Source organism: Nocardia sp. NPDC004340 (genome assembly GCF_053602575.1).
Window position 1 is genome coordinate 190,506 of the sequence record NZ_JBSGDW010000008.1, and the last position, 16,800, is coordinate 207,305.

The 16,800-nt window shown below is 67.8% G+C and carries 15 protein-coding genes; 8 read left to right on the forward strand and 7 right to left on the reverse strand.

The genetic code is table 11. From position 1 onward, the window contains the following. Positions 1 to 129: 129 nt before the first annotated feature. Complete coding sequence (gene uvrA / locus ACWEOI_RS28020) at positions 130 to 3,117, forward strand: excinuclease ABC subunit UvrA (RefSeq protein WP_452361509.1); 2,988 nt, start codon at positions 130 to 132, stop codon at positions 3,115 to 3,117. Between the two features lie 59 nt (positions 3,118 to 3,176). On the opposite strand, the gene ACWEOI_RS28025 is transcribed toward uvrA, so the two are convergent. The 4 genes from ACWEOI_RS28025 to ACWEOI_RS28040 form a co-directional block, all read right to left on the reverse strand. Next, complete coding sequence (locus ACWEOI_RS28025; protein WP_433666663.1) at positions 3,177 to 5,030, reverse strand: ATP-binding cassette domain-containing protein; 1,854 nt, start codon at positions 5,028 to 5,030, stop codon at positions 3,177 to 3,179. A 36-nt stretch (positions 5,031 to 5,066) separates the two neighbouring features. Then, entirely contained in the window at positions 5,067 to 6,263 is a 1,197-nt protein-coding gene (locus ACWEOI_RS28030; RefSeq protein ID WP_433666662.1) for a 3-oxoacyl-[acyl-carrier-protein] synthase III C-terminal domain-containing protein, read from the reverse strand. 82 nt (positions 6,264 to 6,345) lie between these two features. Beyond that, the gene (locus ACWEOI_RS28035) at positions 6,346 to 7,830 is read right to left on the reverse strand and encodes a fatty acid desaturase (RefSeq protein WP_379280307.1); all 1,485 of its coding nucleotides are present in this window, start codon (positions 7,828 to 7,830) and stop codon (positions 6,346 to 6,348) included. 212 nt (positions 7,831 to 8,042) lie between these two features. Further along, a complete protein-coding gene (locus tag ACWEOI_RS28040; protein ID WP_357097123.1) occupies positions 8,043 to 8,873 on the reverse strand; it encodes an LppX_LprAFG lipoprotein in 831 nt (276 codons plus the stop codon). Positions 8,874 to 9,276: 403 nt separating this feature from the next. Here ACWEOI_RS28040 and ACWEOI_RS28045 point away from each other — a divergent pair, with 403 nt between their 5' ends. Both ACWEOI_RS28045 and ACWEOI_RS28050 read left to right on the forward strand, forming a co-directional pair. Next, complete coding sequence (locus tag ACWEOI_RS28045) at positions 9,277 to 10,113, forward strand: class I SAM-dependent methyltransferase (RefSeq protein WP_452361510.1); 837 nt, start codon at positions 9,277 to 9,279, stop codon at positions 10,111 to 10,113. 6 nt (positions 10,114 to 10,119) lie between these two features. Then, on the forward strand, positions 10,120 to 10,728 hold the full coding sequence (locus ACWEOI_RS28050; RefSeq protein ID WP_452361511.1) for a TetR/AcrR family transcriptional regulator: 609 nt from the start codon (positions 10,120 to 10,122) through the stop codon (positions 10,726 to 10,728). Between the two features lie 79 nt (positions 10,729 to 10,807). Here the strand turns inward: ACWEOI_RS28050 and ACWEOI_RS28055 are convergent, their stop codons facing one another. Then, complete coding sequence (locus tag ACWEOI_RS28055; RefSeq protein WP_213560615.1) at positions 10,808 to 11,176, reverse strand: DUF1844 domain-containing protein; 369 nt, start codon at positions 11,174 to 11,176, stop codon at positions 10,808 to 10,810. A gap of 332 nt (positions 11,177 to 11,508) precedes the next feature. Between ACWEOI_RS28055 and infC the strand changes: the two genes are divergently transcribed. The 4 genes from infC (at position 11,509) to ACWEOI_RS28075 (ending at position 13,827) form a co-directional block, all read left to right on the forward strand. Continuing rightward, the gene (gene infC, locus ACWEOI_RS28060) at positions 11,509 to 12,207 is read left to right on the forward strand and encodes a translation initiation factor IF-3 (RefSeq protein WP_433673414.1); all 699 of its coding nucleotides are present in this window, start codon (positions 11,509 to 11,511) and stop codon (positions 12,205 to 12,207) included. A 64-nt stretch (positions 12,208 to 12,271) separates the two neighbouring features. After that, on the forward strand, positions 12,272 to 12,466 hold the full coding sequence (gene rpmI / locus ACWEOI_RS28065) for a 50S ribosomal protein L35 (protein ID WP_040856904.1): 195 nt from the start codon (positions 12,272 to 12,274) through the stop codon (positions 12,464 to 12,466). A 69-nt stretch (positions 12,467 to 12,535) separates the two neighbouring features. Further along, complete coding sequence (gene rplT / locus ACWEOI_RS28070) at positions 12,536 to 12,916, forward strand: 50S ribosomal protein L20 (RefSeq protein WP_040807291.1); 381 nt, start codon at positions 12,536 to 12,538, stop codon at positions 12,914 to 12,916. A 107-nt stretch (positions 12,917 to 13,023) separates the two neighbouring features. After that, positions 13,024 to 13,827, forward strand: a complete 804-nt coding sequence (locus ACWEOI_RS28075) for a TrmH family RNA methyltransferase (RefSeq protein WP_452361512.1) — start codon at positions 13,024 to 13,026, stop codon at positions 13,825 to 13,827. A gap of 27 nt (positions 13,828 to 13,854) precedes the next feature. Here ACWEOI_RS28075 and ACWEOI_RS28080 read toward each other — a convergent pair whose 3' ends face one another. Next, a complete protein-coding gene (locus ACWEOI_RS28080) occupies positions 13,855 to 14,427 on the reverse strand; it encodes a TetR/AcrR family transcriptional regulator (RefSeq protein ID WP_452361513.1) in 573 nt (190 codons plus the stop codon). Between the two features lie 102 nt (positions 14,428 to 14,529). Between ACWEOI_RS28080 and ACWEOI_RS28085 the strand changes: the two genes are divergently transcribed. Next, positions 14,530 to 15,981 (forward strand): DHA2 family efflux MFS transporter permease subunit, encoded by a 1,452-nt coding sequence (locus ACWEOI_RS28085; RefSeq protein ID WP_433666656.1) that lies wholly within the window; start codon positions 14,530 to 14,532, stop codon positions 15,979 to 15,981. A 63-nt stretch (positions 15,982 to 16,044) separates the two neighbouring features. On the opposite strand, the gene lipB is transcribed toward ACWEOI_RS28085, so the two are convergent. After that, positions 16,045 to 16,716 (reverse strand): lipoyl(octanoyl) transferase LipB, encoded by a 672-nt coding sequence (gene lipB / locus ACWEOI_RS28090; RefSeq protein WP_433666655.1) that lies wholly within the window; start codon positions 16,714 to 16,716, stop codon positions 16,045 to 16,047. Positions 16,717 to 16,800: the final 84 nt, after the last annotated feature.

The window sequence follows — 16,800 nt, forward strand, 5'->3', positions numbered from 1 at the left end:
CACTCTCGCCCGTCGCAATAAACACACTGTGACCAGCGTTTCAGTCGGCGTATCCAAACTTGTCGGTGGGTGCCCCTAGCATGGCGTCGGGGGTATGTCTGGATGCCGGAACGTTGGAAGGATGGCCAGGTGGCGGATCGCCTGACGGTGCGCGGAGCGCGGGAGCACAACCTCAAAGGGGTCGATCTCGACCTACCCCGTGACAGCCTCATCGTTTTCACTGGTCTGTCCGGGTCCGGAAAGTCGTCGCTGGCCTTCGACACCATCTTCGCCGAGGGACAGCGCCGCTACGTGGAGTCGCTGTCCGCGTACGCCCGGCAGTTCCTGGGTCAGATGGACAAGCCGGACGTGGACTTCATCGAGGGCCTGTCCCCGGCGGTGTCCATCGACCAGAAGTCGACCAACCGCAACCCGCGGTCCACGGTCGGCACCATCACCGAGGTCTACGACTATCTGCGTCTGCTGTTCGCGCGCGCGGGCACCCCGCACTGCCCGGTCTGCGGTCACCTGATCGCCAAGCAGAGCCCGCAGCAGATCGTGGATCAGGTGCTGGCCATGCCGGAGGGCACCAAGTTCCAGGTGCTCGCGCCGGTGGTGCGCACCCGTAAGGGTGAGTTCGTGGACCTGTTCGAGTCGCTGAACTCGCAGGGCTACTCGCGCGTCCGGGTCGACGGCGTGGTGCATCCGCTGACCGATCCGCCCAAGCTGAAGAAGCAGGAGAAGCACGATGTCGAGGTGGTCATCGATCGCCTCGCCGTGAAGCCGAGTTCCAAACAGCGCCTGACCGATTCGATCGAGACCGCGCTGCGGCTGGCCGACGGCATCGTGGTGCTGGACTTCGTGGACCGCGACGAGCACGCCCACGATCGGGAGCGACGTTTCTCCGAGCGGCTGGCCTGCCCGAACGGGCACCCCCTCGACATCGAGGATCTGGAACCGCGGTCGTTCTCCTTCAACTCGCCCTACGGCGCCTGCCCGGATTGCACCGGTCTCGGTATTCGCAAGGAGGTCGATCCGGATCTCGTTGTGCCGGACCCGGATCTGAGCCTGGCCGAGGGCGCGATCGCGCCGTGGTCGCGCGGGCAGACCGCCGAGTACTTCACCCGCTTGCTGTCGGGCCTGGCCGAGGCCATCGGCTTCTCCATGGACACGCCGTGGAGTCAGTTGCCGCTCAAGGCCCGCAAGGCGGTGCTGGAGGGCAGCTCCGAGCAGGTGCACGTCTCCTACACCAACCGCTACGGCCGCAAGCGTTCGTATTACGCCGATTTCGAGGGTGTGATGCCGTTCCTGCAGCGGCGCATGGACGCCACCGAGTCGGAGGCGATGAAGGAGCACTACGACGGGTACATGCGCGACATCCCGTGCCCGGTGTGCGCCGGCGCGCGCCTGCGGCCGGAGATCCTCGCGGTCACGCTGTCGGCCGGCACGGAACGCCGCTCCATCGCCGACATCTCGGATCTGTCGATCGGCGATGCCGCGCACTTCCTGAACACCCTCACCCTCGACGACCGGCAGGCCGCCATCGCCGCGCAGGTGATCAAGGAGATCCAGGCGCGCCTGGGCTTCCTGCTCGACGTCGGCCTGCAGTACCTGACGCTCTCGCGCGCCGCCGCCACCCTCTCCGGCGGTGAGGCGCAGCGCATCCGCCTGGCCACCCAGATCGGGTCGGGCCTGGTGGGCGTGCTGTACGTGCTGGACGAGCCGTCCATCGGCCTGCACCAGCGCGACAACCGCCGCCTGATCGAAACCCTCACGCGCCTCAAGAGTCTCGGCAATACGCTGATCGTGGTCGAGCACGACGAGGACACCATCCACGCCTCGGACTGGGTCGTCGACATCGGCCCGCTGGCCGGTGAGCACGGCGGTCAGGTGGTGTACTCGGGTCCCTACGAGGGGCTGCTGAAGGACAAGGATTCCCTCACCGGCGCTTACCTTTCCGGGCGCGAGCGCATCGACCTGCCGCTGGTGCGGCGGCCGATCGACAAGAAGAAGCAGCTCACCGTGGTCGGCGCGACCGAGCACAACCTGCGCGACATCGACGTGAATTTCCCGCTGGGCGTGCTCACCTCGATCACCGGCGTCTCCGGTTCGGGTAAGTCGACGCTGGTCAACGACATTCTGGCGACCGTGCTGCAGAACAAGCTGAACGGCGCGCGTCAGGTGCCGGGCCGCCACACCCGGGTCAACGGCCTCGATCACCTGGACAAACTGGTGCAGGTAGACCAGTCGCCGATCGGCCGCACCCCGCGCTCGAATCCGGCCACCTACACCGGCGTCTTCGACAAGATCCGCACCCTGTTCGCGGCCACCACCGAGGCCAAGGTGCGCGGCTATCAGCCGGGCCGGTTCTCCTTCAATGTGAAGGGCGGCCGCTGCGAGGCGTGCTCGGGTGACGGCACCCTGAAGATCGAGATGAACTTCCTGCCGGACGTGTACGTCCCGTGCGAGGTCTGCCACGGCGCGCGGTACAACCGCGAAACCCTGGAAGTCCACTACAAGGGCAAGACCATCGCCGAGGTGCTGGACATGCCGATCGAGGAGGCCGCGGACTTCTTCGAGCCGGTGACCTCGATCCACCGCTATCTCAAGACGCTGGTGGACGTCGGTCTCGGCTATGTCCGCCTGGGCCAGTCGGCTCCGACGCTGTCCGGTGGTGAGGCGCAGCGCGTGAAGCTGGCCGCCGAACTCCAGAAGCGGTCCACCGGCCGCACCATCTACATTCTCGACGAGCCCACCACCGGCCTGCACTTCGAGGACATCCGCAAGCTGCTGGCCGTCATCAATGGCCTGGTGGACAAGGGCAATACGGTGATCGTCATCGAACACAACCTCGATGTCATCAAGACCTCCGACTGGGTCATCGACATGGGCCCCGAGGGCGGTTCCGGCGGTGGCATGGTCATCGCCCAGGGCGCCCCGGAAGACGTTGCGGCTGTGGCGGACAGCTACACCGGTCAGTTCCTGAAGGCCGTGCTCGCGGCCCAGCCGCCGGCCCTCGCCGAGCCGAAGCCCGCGAAGAAGGCGCCCGCGAAGAAGGCCGCCCCGAAGACCGAGGCTCAGGCCGCGGCCACCAAGAAGGCCGCCGCGGCGCGCCGCAAGGCCGCCGCGCTGCGCTGACCGTCCCACAGCGCGAAGGCCCCGTACCGGAATCGGTACGGGGCCTTCGGCTTTCGCTCCTACTCGGCGGCCGCGAGCGGCGGCTCGAGTTCCTTGACCTCGGCGATGTGGCCGAAGTCGAGTTTGACGAGCTGGTCGGCGCAGTCGAAGTACCGGTCGTCGTGGGTGATGACGATGACGGTCTTGCCGCGGTTCTTCAGCGAGACCAGGATCTCGCGGTAGAACACGTCACGGAACTTCGGCTCCTGATCGGCGGCCCACTCGTCGAACAGGTAGATCGGCCGGTCCTCGAGCAGCGCGGTCAGCAGCGCCAGGCGCTTGCGCTGTCCCTGCGACAGGTCGATCGTCGACAGGCGGCCGTTCTCCACGGTCACCTTGTGATCGATCCGGAGTTCCTTCAGGTACTTCCGGACCTGGTCGTCGACGCCGTCCTCGAAGCCGAGGTAGTCCTCGAACAGGTGGAAGTCGGTGAAGACCGCCGAGCTGTTCTGCCGGAACCACTCGATATTGGTGTGGTCGATCGTCTCGCCGTTGAGCGTGAGATGGCCGTGCTGCGGGACGTAGAGGCCCGTGATCAGTTTGGCCAGCGTCGATTTGCCGCTGCCGTTGCCGCCCACGATGAAGCTGATCTGGCCGGGTTCGAAGGTCAGATCCAGCGGGCCCAGGTGGAAGCCGGAGCCGTCGGCCTGCGGCGGGGCCATGGGCCCGCCGTTGGGCAGCGGGTGCCCGCCGTGGCCGACGAACCTGTGCCCGTTGACATCCGGCCGGTCGACACCCTGCGGACCGTGGCCCGGGGGCGGGCCGCCGGGATGCGGCCGGCCCCCGCCGGGGCGCTGTCCGGGACCCGGGCCGGGGTGCGGTCCGGTGCCGGGCAGCGGCGGGATCGCCGGCGGCGCCTCGGTCAGGTAGCTGTAGCCGACGTCGTTGAGCTCGAGCCGCGCCGCGGTGACGGCGGCCCGCTCGGTGTAGGGCAGCCGCGATTCGTCGTGCGCGGTCTGGATGGACAGGTTGAGCGACCGGATCTTGGCCAGTGCCACGTCACCGCGCAGCAGGTCCGGGATGCGGTGCATGAAGTTCTGCATCGGCATCGCCAGGAACGTGGTGACGAGCACGTAGCCGACCATCACGTTCTGCGGCAGTTCCAGCGCCCGCGCCAGCCCGAACAGGATGAGCGCCATGGTGGCCAGCTGCAGCAGCTGCCCGAACCCCTGGGCCACGGTGAATTTCGACCCGGCGTCGATGTTCTGCGCCCGCAGCGTCTCCGCGGAGCCGAGCAGGTGCTTGTCCATGAAGTCGCGTCGCCGGCCGCGGTGCAGCTTGAGCTCCTTGATGCCCAGCGACACCGCCTGGAAGGAGCGCAGCAGCCCGTCCTCGTTCTCCCGTGCGGACTGGTACAGCGCCCGCACCCGCTTGAGAACCAGTTCCACACAGGCGATTCCGAGCAGCGTGCCCGCCACCGTGGTGGCGAAGATCGGCCCGGACACGACCGCGAGGAACACGAAGCAGCCCACGATGGTGGCCAGGTCGATGCAGATGCTCGGGATGGCCGTCACCGCCTGCGACAGGGCCCGCACGTCCTCGGTGAGGGTGGCGATCAGCCGGTGCTGGCCCAGCCGCTCCAGGTGTTCCAGCGGCGCGGACACGATGCGCGAGCTCAGGTCCGCGCGCAGCCGGTAGATGGCGTCCTGGGCCAGCCGGATCAGCAGCACCTGCGAGATCACGCCGCTGATCAGGATGACCAGGGCGGTCGCGACGAACGCCTGGACGGTGACGCCCGGGTGCGGTTCCGGTGACACCACTCCCCGAATCAATGTCACCAGGTAGGTATTGGCCGCACCGCAGACGAGACCGGAGGCGATGACGCCGGCGATCCGCATCCACGAGATGGAGATGAGGAATCTGATGAGTTGCATGACTGCTGGCTCTCTGGACTGGACGGGTCGGGCTGGTCAGGAACGGATGACGTCGAACACGACGCCCTCGAGGGTGACGCCGGGCGCGAAGGAGAACGCCACGCCCGTCGAGATCGGCTGGGACGCCGACTGCGCGACCATCTGCTCGAGCACGAAGATCAGCGAGACGCTGAGCATGTTGCCGTACTCGGCGAGCACGTCCCAGCTGGTGGCGGCCTCTTCGGCGCCGAGGCCGAGCGAGCGCACCGACTCCTCGATGATCTTGGGGCCGCCCGGGTGGATCGCCCACAGATCGATGTCGGACTTGGTGAGGCCCTGGCGCGCGAGCACCTCGGTCACCACCGGGTCCACGCCGCGCAGGATGTACTGCGGCAGGTTCTCCGACAGCTCGCAGGTGATGCCGTTGTCGTTGACGCCCAGCACGATTCCGTCCTCGGCGTCGTCGAACAGGTAGCTGAAGCTGTCCCGGATGACGATGGATCCGGCCGGCAGCTGCTGGTGCGCCTGCCGGGCGCCGATGACCACCGCGCCGCACCCGTCGCCGAAGAGGCTGTGGATGATGACGTCGTTGACATTGTCGTCGAACACGGCGTTGACCGAGCTCAGCTCGATGCAGATGACCAGCGCCTTCTTGTCCGGGTGCGCCCGCACGTAATCCGTCGCGGCGCGCACGGAGTTCATGGCCGCGGCGCAGCCCATGAAGTTCACGACGACCCGGTTGACGGTGGGGGACAGGCCCAGCTGCTTGACCACGGCCACGTCCACGCCGGGTGCGATGAACCCGGTGCTGGTGGCGAAGACCAGCATGCCGATCTCGGCGGCCGGGTCCTCGAGGTGGGCGACGGCGCGGCCGGCCACGTCCACGGCCAGCGGCACCGCGTGGTCGTAGAAGGTGTTCATGCGGTCGCGGATGGTGCCCGATTCCCGGCTGTAGGACAGGAATTCGGGGTCGATCGGGTTCACCGCGAGGTGGCGGGTGGTGACCCGGGTCTTCTGGTAGATCCGCGGGATCCGGGCCTGCTGGGCCGGGTCGGTGAACAGTCCGGCGACCTGGGCGGCGGCGTCGGCCTGCGCGAAGATCTGCGCGGGCGCGCCGGTGGCGATGGACTCGATCACGCCGACGGTGGTCGGCGGGGCCGGCGGCATCGGGGTCGGCGCGAAGTCGTAGCCGGGTTCGCCTCCCGCGAACCGGGCTGCGGGCCGGGCGGCCCCTTCGTCGATGGTGATGGACACGAATGACTCCCCTCGTATTCTTTGGTGGAACCCGCGGTGCGGCCGGCGCATGTTCCGGCGCGCCGCGGTGTTCGGAATCGGTTCAGACCGTGCCGATTCCGGTGAAGCCCTGCGCGGTGTAGACGACACAGGTCTTCAGGGCGAGCGGCGAGAAGTGCTCCTTGACGAACCCCCACTTGCGCTCCACCGCGTCGTCGGACGGCGCGAGGATGTAGGTGCGGATCTGCTTGGGGAAGCGGTCGGTGAAGAAGCTCTTGGCGGGAAGCCATTCCACGCCGAACTTCGCCGACTCCTCACGCAGCACGTCCTCGGTGGCGATATTGGCGAAACCGCTGCGCTGGTAGGGCAGTACGTGATGGACGCGATGCGAGCTGAGGCCCGCCGACAGGAAGCAGTCCAGGTAGCGGTTGCCGACCACCTTGAGGTCGTAGGCTTGTTCGATCTGGTCGACGCCCCAGTCCTCGGAGTTGTGCTCGAGTTCCTCGGTTTCGACCTCGAAGTCGTGGCTGGCCACCACCAGGAAGGTGGAGACCCACAGGGTGATCACGAATTGCAGGGCCCAGGCCCAGAAGTCGCCCATCACGGTGAAGGCGATGAGCTCGCCCAGCAGCAGGAACCGCGCGCCGAACGACCCGATGAAGTGCGGCAGCGCCCCACCCCAGGTGCCGTACATGTCCTTGATGCCCACCTTGCGGGTGAGGCGGCAGACGTCGAGCAGGCGGAAGGTCATGCCGGTGACGGTGTGACCGAACTTGTGCAGGGTGTGGATCGGCACCCGGTACAGCCGCGGGATCCGCATCATCATGGTGAAGACGTTCTTCTTGATGTCGACTTCACTCTGGGTGTGCGGGTGGTGCAGCAGGGCGTGGCCGTCCGCGGTCACGAATGCCAGTGCGACGTAATTGAAGTCGAAGGCGTTCGTGTAGATCTTGTTCATGCCCTTCTGGGCACGGTGGATGGCGTAGTGCCCGAACCCGGCCAGTGAGCTGCGCAGCAGCACCATCGCGATCACGAAGACCGGCAACGGCATCCAGGACCGCTCGAACAGCCGCAGGCCCTGCACCGCGAAGTACGCCACCGCGAGAATGGCGACCACGATGTTGAAATAGGTGTCCATGCGCCGGATCCGGGCGGCCAGCTCGGGTTCCTTGAGCCGCGCCTTCACCTTGTGCAGCAGGTCGTCCTTGTTGTCGAAGCTGAACTTCGGGGTGTCGCGCCAGCTGTCGAAACCCTCGTTGAACAGGAACGCGGGCGCGTTGGCCTTGGGGTGGATGTCCTCGGGCAGGGCGTCACGGTCGAGCGCGTACTTCTTCAGAATCTTGCCGATGGCTTCCGGATTCTTGTGGTACGAGCCGACAATCGAGGTGATGTCGCGGTTCTTGGTCCGGCCGATGAAGAACTCGCCGCCCGGATGCTTGGAAATCCAGTCGGAGAGGTCGTAGGCTTTCCCGTCGTAGACCCAGACGTTGGAGATGGGTGGCGGTCCGTCGAGCGGGGGCCGGCGGAATTCACCTTCGGGCGCCTGCCGTTCGATCGTCGCCTCGGCCTCGGGCCGTTCGATCGTCATAGCTTTCCTCCACACGCACACACCGCGTTCGAACTTACGGATGGAATCGTCGGCGTTGCGGCTTGCAATTCACTGAACAATCTCTTAAGTGGGCTTTTGTTAACAGCAGCCCGGAAAAAATGCGAAAGCCGGCCGGGGTCGGACGACAGCTGTTGCCGCCGTTGCTCGTTCCCCGAACCGGCTCCCAACTCACAGGACAGACGGGCGCGTGTTTAGCCGCCGGGCTTGGTGACGTGCACCGGCTTCGCCCAGTCGGACAACGTCACGGTGACGGTGCCCGCGTCCTTGGTGACGATGGCGCGCACCAGGTTCGGGCCGGTGCCCGGCGAGGCCGCGGTCGAGGGCAGGGTGGTGCCCGCACCGCTCGGCGGCGCGACGTCCTTGATGTACAGGGTGATCGGGAACTCGCCGCCGTCCTTGCCGATCTGCGGGACGACCGGGTCCATGACGTCGGCGGAGATGGTGCCGCTGACCTTCACGGTGTCGACGCCGTCGATCTTCTCGCGGCCTTCGGCCTTGGCGTTCTTCACCTGCGAGATGGCGTAGGCCAGACCCTTGTCCTTGTCGAGCAGGACGCCCGGGTCGTAGATCTTCTCGGCGGGGCCGACGGGGGAGTACTTGGTGCCGTCACCCGTGTAGAGGGTCTTGTCGACGACCATGAACTTGGTCTTGGTGAAGTCGCCGTCCTGCTTGACCTTCACCTCGGCGTCACCGATGGCCTGGCCCTGGCCCTGCGGCTGGTTGGTGACATCGGCCTTGATGCTCTTGACCGACAGCGTGGGCAGGTTCTTCACGTCCAGCACCACGTGCACCGACTGCAGGGTCTGGGTGGTCTTGGCCGATTCGGCGACGATCTGCGCGCCCTCGGGCAGCTGCGACGGCGGGGCCGCCTGCGAGGTGGTGGCCTTGCTGTCCGAGCTGGAGGACGAGGTGCAGCCCGACACGAGCGCGGCGGTCGCGGCCGCGGCGATCATGATCGGGAGCACGCCGCGCCGAATCCGGCTGCCGGACGTGCGGTTCCCTTGGGATATCAGGTCATTCATGTACAACCCCCGAAGTCCATTCGATCTCGTAGTGAGGGCAGCCTTGCCGCTGCCCGTCGTAGTATGCAGGACGTCGCCCGCGCTCGCGCCGATCGGTGCGATACTCCGGCATCCAACCAGCACCGGCTCGATGTCGCCACGCTGTTTCGATCATCCAGCCGCACAGGCGATCAGCCCGCAACCAGCTATGTCGCAGGTCCGGCCGCGCGTTAACAATCCGGCCGAGATCCCAGCAGGCCGGAGCGGCCGATTCTCCGGATGCCGCTCCGTCGCTGGACGTTTGCCGGTTGGTCGCTGAACGTTCAGCGTAATTCGTTACCCGGGGCGGGTATTGACACGCGCCTTCGGCCGCGCGCAATATGAACATACGTTCATGAACACCTGTTCACAATAGGAGCCGAGCATGACCGAGATCGTGAATACCGCCCAGTCCGAAGCCTGGAACGGCTACGAAGGCGAACACTGGGCAGGCCACTACGACCGCTACGACGCCGTGAACCACGGCTTCGACGAACCCCTGCTGACCGCCGCCCGCATCACCGACGGCGACCGGGTCCTCGACATCGGCTGCGGTAACGGCCAATTGACCCGCGCCGCCGCCCGCCGCGCCGGCGCCGGTTCAGCGACCGGTGTCGACCTGTCCGGACCGATGCTCGCCCGCGCCCGTGAACGGGCCGCCGCCGAAGCCGTCCCCAATGTCGGCTTCGAACAGGGCGACGCCCAGATTCATCCCTTCCCCGACGCCGCCTACGACGCCGCGCTGAGCCGCTTCGGCATCATGTTCTTCACCGACCCGGTGGCAGCCTTCGCCAATATCGCCCGCGCCCTGCGCCCCGGCGGCCGCCTGGCCTTCGCCGCCATGACCCCGCTGCCCGGCACCGACCTGGGCGCCGTATTCGGCGCCGCCGCAGCTCATCTCGGCGATTTCACGGTCAGCCCCGCCGAAGGCCCGTTCTCCGAGCCCGACCGCATCCGGGACCTGTTGTCCGCCGCGGGTTTCCATGAGATCGGCGTCGAATACCGTGAGGCCGAAGGCATCTGGGGCGACGACATCGCCGACGCCACCGAATTCATCATGGGCTGGGGTCCGGTCCGCTACCACCGCTCCCTGGCCGGGTTCGCCACCGACGACGAAGTCCGCCAGGCGATCTCCACGGCCCTGATTCCCTACGCCACTCCCGGCGGCATCGCGCTGCGCGGGTCGGCCTGGCTCGTCACGGCCGCGACCCCGCTACCGTAACCATCCATGTCCCCCCGTAAGGCCGCGGCGCTGCGCGCCACCGACGACACCCTGCGCGATCACCTCGTCGCCACCGCGCAGCGCCTGCTCGCCGACGGCTCGGCCGCCACCCTGACCGTGCGCGCCATCGCGCGCGCGGCCGGGGTGGCCGACGGCGTCCTCTACAACCATTTCCCGGACAAGGACGCCCTGCTCGCCGCCGCGGTCCGCGCGCACGTCGACGCCGCGCACCGCGCGCTCGGCTCACTGCCCGCCCCGGGGGAAGCGACGGTCGCGGAGAATCTCCGTATATATCTGAGCGCGGGCCTCGATCTGCACCGCGCGGTGCTGCCGGTCTTCGCGGGCCTGCTGTCCGCCCCGGCCGTGCTGGATCGGTTCGCCGAACTGCCGACGGCTCAGCCCGACTGGCGAGTGCTGCTCTCCGACTATCTGGCCGGTGAGCGGCGACTCGGCCGCCTCGCCCCCGACGCCGACATCGCCGCCGCGGCGGCGGTCCTGGTCGGCATCTGCCACGACCGGGTCCTCAACGCGGTGCTGCCCGGCATGTCACCGCCCGCCATCGAGCCCGCGGCGGTCGTCGCCACACTCCTCGACGGCATCGGCCCCAGGGCGTAGCGGCTGCCCGAACGAAAAACGGCCCGCCCCGAAAGAACTCGGGCGGGCCGTTTTCGACAGCTGACGTCAGGGCGTCCGATCAGTACACCGGGCCGGTGTACTTCTCGCCCGGGCCCGCGCCCGGGGCGTCCGGGTACTCCGAGGATTCGCGGAACGCGCGCTGCAGCGACTGCAGGCCGTCGCGGATCGGACCGGCGTGCGGGCCGAGGTACTCGACCGACGCGGTGACCAGGCCGGCGAGCGCGGTGATGACGCGGCGCGCCTCGTCCAGGTCCAGGTGGGGGCTGCTGGCCGGGTCGGGTTCGCCCAGGCCCAGCTTCTCGGCCGCGGAGCTCATCAGCATGACGGCGGCGCGGCTGATGACCTCGACCGCGGGGATCTCGGCCAATTCGCGCACGACCTCGCCGTCGATGAGGGCGGAATCGTCGTTCAAGGTAGCCTCGCTCATGGGGTAGAGAATGCCATCGCGCGCGTCGGCGCTGGTCGTGGGGGCGGCCGATTCGGAGCTCCCCGCTATGAGTGTTAGACTCTTCCGCGACGACCGCCCCGGACTGGTTCCTGCAACCGACTCGGGGCATCAAGTGGAGCCCGACTCCCACCGTCAACCAGCGCTGACAGCGCCGGGTTGAACGGTCCGGTCGCCCATCATTCACGTGATGGGTTCTGCGCGTGGGTTTTTCCTGCGTGCGGTGCGATGCGAGCTGTTTGCGTCGCGGATCGGTCGACTCGGGCCCCGTGCCGGTGAAATACCGGAGCGGGGCTTTCGTGTTGAAATTGGGGTTGCAGTTATTGCTTGCGGTCGTTGACGAACCGCTTGACCTAGGAGGCCCCATCAGCACTGAGACCCGCATCAACGATCGCATCCGCGTTCCCGAGGTCCGACTCATCGGACCCGGCGGCGAGCAGGTTGGGATCGTGCGTGTTGAAGATGCACTACGCGTCGCTCAGGAAGCTGACCTCGACCTGGTCGAGGTCGCGCCCGATGCACGCCCGCCGGTGTGCAAGATCATGGACTACGGCAAGTTCAAGTACGAGACCGCGCAGAAGGCGCGTGAGTCTCGGAAGAACCAGGTCCAGACCGTGATCAAGGAGCAGAAGCTCCGCCCGAAGATCGATGACCACGACTACGCCACCAAGCGCGGCCACGTGATGCGCTTCCTGGAGGCCGGGTCGAAGGTCAAGGTCACCATCATGTTCCGTGGTCGCGAGCAGTCGCGCCCCGAACTCGGGTTCCGGCTCCTGCAGCGACTGGCCGCCGACGTCGCCGACCTCGGATTCGTCGAAACCTCGGCCAAGCAGGACGGCCGAAACATGACCATGGTCCTCGCGCCGCACAAGGGCGCGAAGACGCGGGTGAAGGCCCAGAACGACGCGAGCTCGACGCAGCAGCGCAGCAGTGCGCCCGCGCCGGCTCCCGCCGAGGCGGCCCCGGCCGAGACCGCAGCCCCGGCTGCCGAATCGGTCACCCCGCAGCAGTAATAACGAGAAGCTCCGGAGGCGTGTGGTATCCGCGCGCCTCCGGCACGACAGAACTGAGGAATCCATGCCGAAGATGAAGAGCCACAGCGGCGCCTCGAAGCGATTCAAGGTGTCGGGCAGCGGCAAGCTGCTGCGTCAGCAGGCGAACCGTCGCCACCTGCTCGAGCACAAGCCGTCCACCCGGACTCGTCGTCTGGACGGCGTGGAGGTCGTCGCCAAGGCCGACGTCGCTCGCGTCAAGAAGCTGCTCGCCAAGTAATTCGGCTGAGCCGACCGACCAACCTCCGGGTGCGATCGCCGCACCCCCTATTCGATCAAGGACTGAAAAGTGGCACGCGTCAAAAGGGCCGTCAACGCTCAGAAGAAGCGCCGTTCCGTTCTCGAGGCCTCCAAGGGCTACCGCGGTCAGCGGTCGCGCCTGTACCGCAAGGCCAAGGAACAGCAGCTGCACTCGCTCACCTACGCCTACCGGGACCGCCGGGCGCGGAAGGGTGACTTCCGTCAGCTGTGGATCACTCGTATCAACGCCGCCGCGCGTCTGAACGACATGACCTACAACCGCTTCATGCAGGGCCTCAAGGCCGCCGGCATCGAGGTGGACCGCAAGATCCTGGCCGAGCTCGCCGTCTCCGACGCCGAGGCCTTCGCCCAGCTGGTCGCGGCCGCCAAGGCTGCCCTGCCGGCCGACGTCAACGCCCCGGCCGCCTGATTCGGTCTGCGTGACAAAGCAATAGCCGGAACGACCCGCGGACGATGGTCCGCGGGTCGTTTCGTTTCTTCTCTTATCTCCGCGTAACTCCGAGGGGCAAGGTGGCCGTGAGCGCTGATTCCATCGACTGGCGTAACTCCCGGATCGTGTCGGCGGTCAAGCTGCACCGCAGTCCGGTTCGTCGCAAGACCGGCCTGTTCCTGGCCGAGGGCGCGAACTCGGTCGAGGCGGCGCTGGACACCGGCCGGGTCGAGGAACTGTTCTTCTCGGAGAAGGCCGCCGAACGCGAGCACGCGCTGGTCGCCGGGGCCGCCGCCCAAGGGGTGCGGACCACGATGGTGACCGACCGCGCCGCGGAGATGCTGGGGGAGACCGTGACTCCGCCCGGGCTGGTCGCGGTGTGCCGGCTGGTGGACGTGCCGCTGCGCGAGGTGCTCGACGCGTCGCCGCGCATGCTCGCCGTGCCCGTCGAGATCGCCGACCCGGGCAACGCGGGCACCCTGATCCGCGTGGCCGACGCCGTCGGTGCGGACGGCGTCGTGCTGGCCGGTGATTCGGTCGACCCCCACAACGGCAAATGCGTACGCGCCTGTGCCGGAAGCCTTTTCCACGTCCCCGTGGCCCGCTCTCGCGATATCGACGCCACCCTCGACGCGCTCGAGGCGGCCGGCATCGCGATCCTGGCCACCACCGCCAAGGGTGAGGTCGACCTCGACGACGCCGACGAGATCCTGAGCGGCCCGGTCGCCTGGCTGTTCGGCAACGAGGCGCACGGCCTGGACAAGGCCATCGCCGCCCGCGCCACCCACCGGATCCGGATTCCCATCCACGGCCGCGCCGAGAGCCTGAATCTGGCTGCCGCCGCGGCTATCTGCCTCTACTCGAGCTCGCGGGTCCAGCACGCGAAGTGAGGTCCGCGGCGGGTTCCGGCCCGCCGGTCAGATGCCGTCCTCGCCGAGGTTCTCGAGGATCTCGGCCGCCCAGGGCGGGGTCTCGGCCTCGAGTTCGGTGACGCCGAGCGCGGTGAGGTCGATGAGCAGCATGCCGGTGGCGAAGAAGCGGCGGACCTCGGAGGTCGACGCGCCGGTGAGTTCTTTGGCGAGGATGTAGAGCCGTCCGAAGTTCTCCCGGATGCACTCGCCGATGGCCGGTTCGGCCGCCGCCGCGATGCCCTGCAGGAAGACCCGGGGCAGCTCGCGTTCGGTGAGGAAGTACTCGCCGAAGTGGGAGCCCAGGGAGTCGAGGCGGTCCTTGGGGGAGGCGTCGGGCTCGGCCTGGGTGGCGCCGGCGCGGAACAGGTCCTCGATGCGGCCGCACACCCGGTCCAGGACGGCCAGGAACAGCTGCTGCTTGGTGCCGAACAGGCGGATGACATACGGCTGCGAGACCCCCGCGCGGCGCGCGATCTCATCGGTTTTCGTTGCCGCGTAACCGGATTCGGCGAATGCGGAGATCGCCGCGCGCAGCACTTCCTCGCTGCGTTCCTCGGCCGTCATCCGGGTCCTGGTCATGGTGGCAGCGCCTCCTCGTGGGGGAATCATCCTTGCCATTGACATGTTATCAGTCGATGCATACTCTCTAGTTATCAGTCGATTACAACAAGGGGATCGGACATGACTGAGACACTCGAAACCTCCTCGCTCACCGGAAAGGTGGCCGCACAGGCCCGGCAGCGCCCGCTCGCCGCCGTCCTCGCCGCCGTGGGCATTCCGATGTTCATGGTCACGCTCGACAACCTCGTGGTGACCAACGCGCTGCCGGTGATCCGCACCGAACTGCACGCCTCGCTCTCGGACCTGCAGTGGTTCGTGAACGCCTACACCCTGGCCTTCGCCTCACTGCTGCTCACCGCGTCCGCGCTGGGCGACCGGCTCGGCCGCCGGCGCGTCTACCTGGGCGGCATCGCCTTGTTCACGCTCGGCTCGGCCGCGTGCGCGCTGGCCACCGAACCGTGGATGCTGATCGCCGCCCGCGCGGCCCAGGGCTTCGGCGGGGCGGCGGTCATGCCGCTGTCGCTGACGCTGCTGTCCGCGGCGGTGCCGGAGAAGATGCGCAGCGCCGCCATCGGCATCTGGGGCGGCATCTCCGGCCTGGGCATCGCACTGGGCCCGGTGGTCGGCGGCGCGGTGGTCGACGGCCTGAACTGGCAGTGGATCTTCTGGCTGAACGTGCCGATCGGCCTGATCGCGGTGCCGCTGGTCGCCCGCGTGCTGAACGAATCCTTCGGCGGCGCACGGCGATTGGACCTGCTCGGCCTGCTGCTGTCGGCGGGCGGCGTGCTCGCGGTGGTGTGGGGCGTCATCCACGGCGCCGACGACGGCTGGACCTCGGCCAAGGTGCTGACCGGCCTGATCGGCGGCGCGATCGCGCTCACGGCGTTCGTGATCCTGGAGAGCCGGACCACAGATCCGATGCTGCCGCTGCGCCTGTTCCGCAAGCGCGGCTACGTCATCAACGTGGTGTCGTTCACCTTCTCGCTGGGCACCTTCGGCTCGATCTTCCTGCTGGCCCAGTACTTCCAGGTGGTGCAGGGCTATTCGCCGCTGGCTTCCGGCGTGCGGACGCTACCGTGGACCATGGCCCCGATGGTGGTGGCCCCGCTGGCCGGACTCATCGTGGACCGGGTCGGCGCACGGGTGCTGGTGTCGATCGGGCAGGCGCTGCTGGCGGCCGCGCTGCTCTGGATGGCGCTCACCACGAGCGTGGACGTGTCCTACAGCCACTTCGTGCTGCCGTTCATCCTGGGCGGTGTGGGCATGGGTCTGACCTTCGCGCCCACGGCGACGGTCGTCATGGCCAATGCGTCACCGGCGGATCAGGGCATGGCCTCGGGCGCCAACAACACCATCCGTGAGGTCGGTGTGGCCATGGGTGTCGCGGTGCTGGCCTCGGTGTTCGCCTCGCACGGCTCGTACATGAGCCCGGCGGATTACGTCGACGGCCTGATCCCCGCGGTGAAGGTCGGCTCGGTCATCGTCGCGCTGGGCGCGTTCGTGGCGCTGCTGCTGCCCGGACGTCGCGCCACGGCCGAATCAGGTTCCGGCGCAACCGTTCTCGCGCACTGAGCCGGACCCAATCGAAGGGAGAGGCATCGGCGCCGATCGTGCACGCGATCCGGCGGGTTCCGGTCAGGGCAGGGGAGACGGGGTAGCGCTCGCCTCGAAGGCCCCGGCGATGGTCGCGACGACGCGATCCATCGTCGGGGCCTCGTCGGTGTTCAGTTCCCTTTCCACCGACGTCATGTCGACGTCGGGCAGCCCGCAGGCCACGGCCAGCTTCCACGGCGACAGGTCGCCGGTGACATTGAGGGCGAAGCCGTGGGTGGAGACATTGCGGCCGACGCGCATGCCGATCGAGGTGATCTTGCGGCCGGTGTCGCGGGTCCAGACGCCGGTGAGCAGCTCCGAGCCGGGCGGGGTGACGCGGCGCTCGGCCGGGATGCCGAGGTCGGCCAGCGCCGCGACGATGCGCAGTTCCACATCGCGGATCAGATCCACGACGCCCTCGCCGGGCTGCAGCTTCACGATGAGATAGCCGACCAGCTGGCCGGGCGCGTGGTAGGTGAGCTGGCCGCCCCGGTTGGTGGTGAAGACCGGGATGTCGGTCTCGGGGGCCGGCAGGTGCTCCTCGGGAGTGCGGCGGCCGATCGTGAAGGTCTGTTCGTGGCTCAGCAGCCACAGCGTGTCGGGCCGCTGGTCGGCGACGCGCTCCTCCCACATCTGCTGCATGCGGTCCATCGCCGCCGCGTACTCGATGAGGCGGTCGGAGTCGTCGATCAAGGTCAGCGGCCGGGACTTCACGAGTCCATTGGTACCACCGCTGTGGTCACCACCACGCCGAAGGGTGGGCCCGAGCTGGGAAAATCCAGGTGAGGTGGGCTGATT

Bases quoted from the DNA above. Each gene is read 5' to 3' on its own strand.
- ACWEOI_RS28040 (WP_357097123.1), bottom strand. From the start codon at position 8,873: ATGAATGACCTGATATCCCAAGGGAACCGCACGTCCGGCAGCCGGATT.
- ACWEOI_RS28080 (WP_452361513.1), bottom strand. From the start codon at position 14,427: ATGACCAGGACCCGGATGACGGCCGAGGAACGCAGCGAGGAAGTGCTG.
- ACWEOI_RS28055 (WP_213560615.1), bottom strand. From the start codon at position 11,176: ATGAGCGAGGCTACCTTGAACGACGATTCCGCCCTCATCGACGGCGAG.
- ACWEOI_RS28085 (WP_433666656.1), top strand. From the start codon at position 14,530: ATGACTGAGACACTCGAAACCTCCTCGCTCACCGGAAAGGTGGCCGCA.
- ACWEOI_RS28025 (WP_433666663.1), bottom strand. From the start codon at position 5,030: ATGCAACTCATCAGATTCCTCATCTCCATCTCGTGGATGCGGATCGCC.
- rpmI (WP_040856904.1), top strand. From the start codon at position 12,272: ATGCCGAAGATGAAGAGCCACAGCGGCGCCTCGAAGCGATTCAAGGTG.
- ACWEOI_RS28035 (WP_379280307.1), bottom strand. From the start codon at position 7,830: ATGACGATCGAACGGCCCGAGGCCGAGGCGACGATCGAACGGCAGGCG.
- ACWEOI_RS28050 (WP_452361511.1), top strand. From the start codon at position 10,120: ATGTCCCCCCGTAAGGCCGCGGCGCTGCGCGCCACCGACGACACCCTG.
- ACWEOI_RS28045 (WP_452361510.1), top strand. From the start codon at position 9,277: ATGACCGAGATCGTGAATACCGCCCAGTCCGAAGCCTGGAACGGCTAC.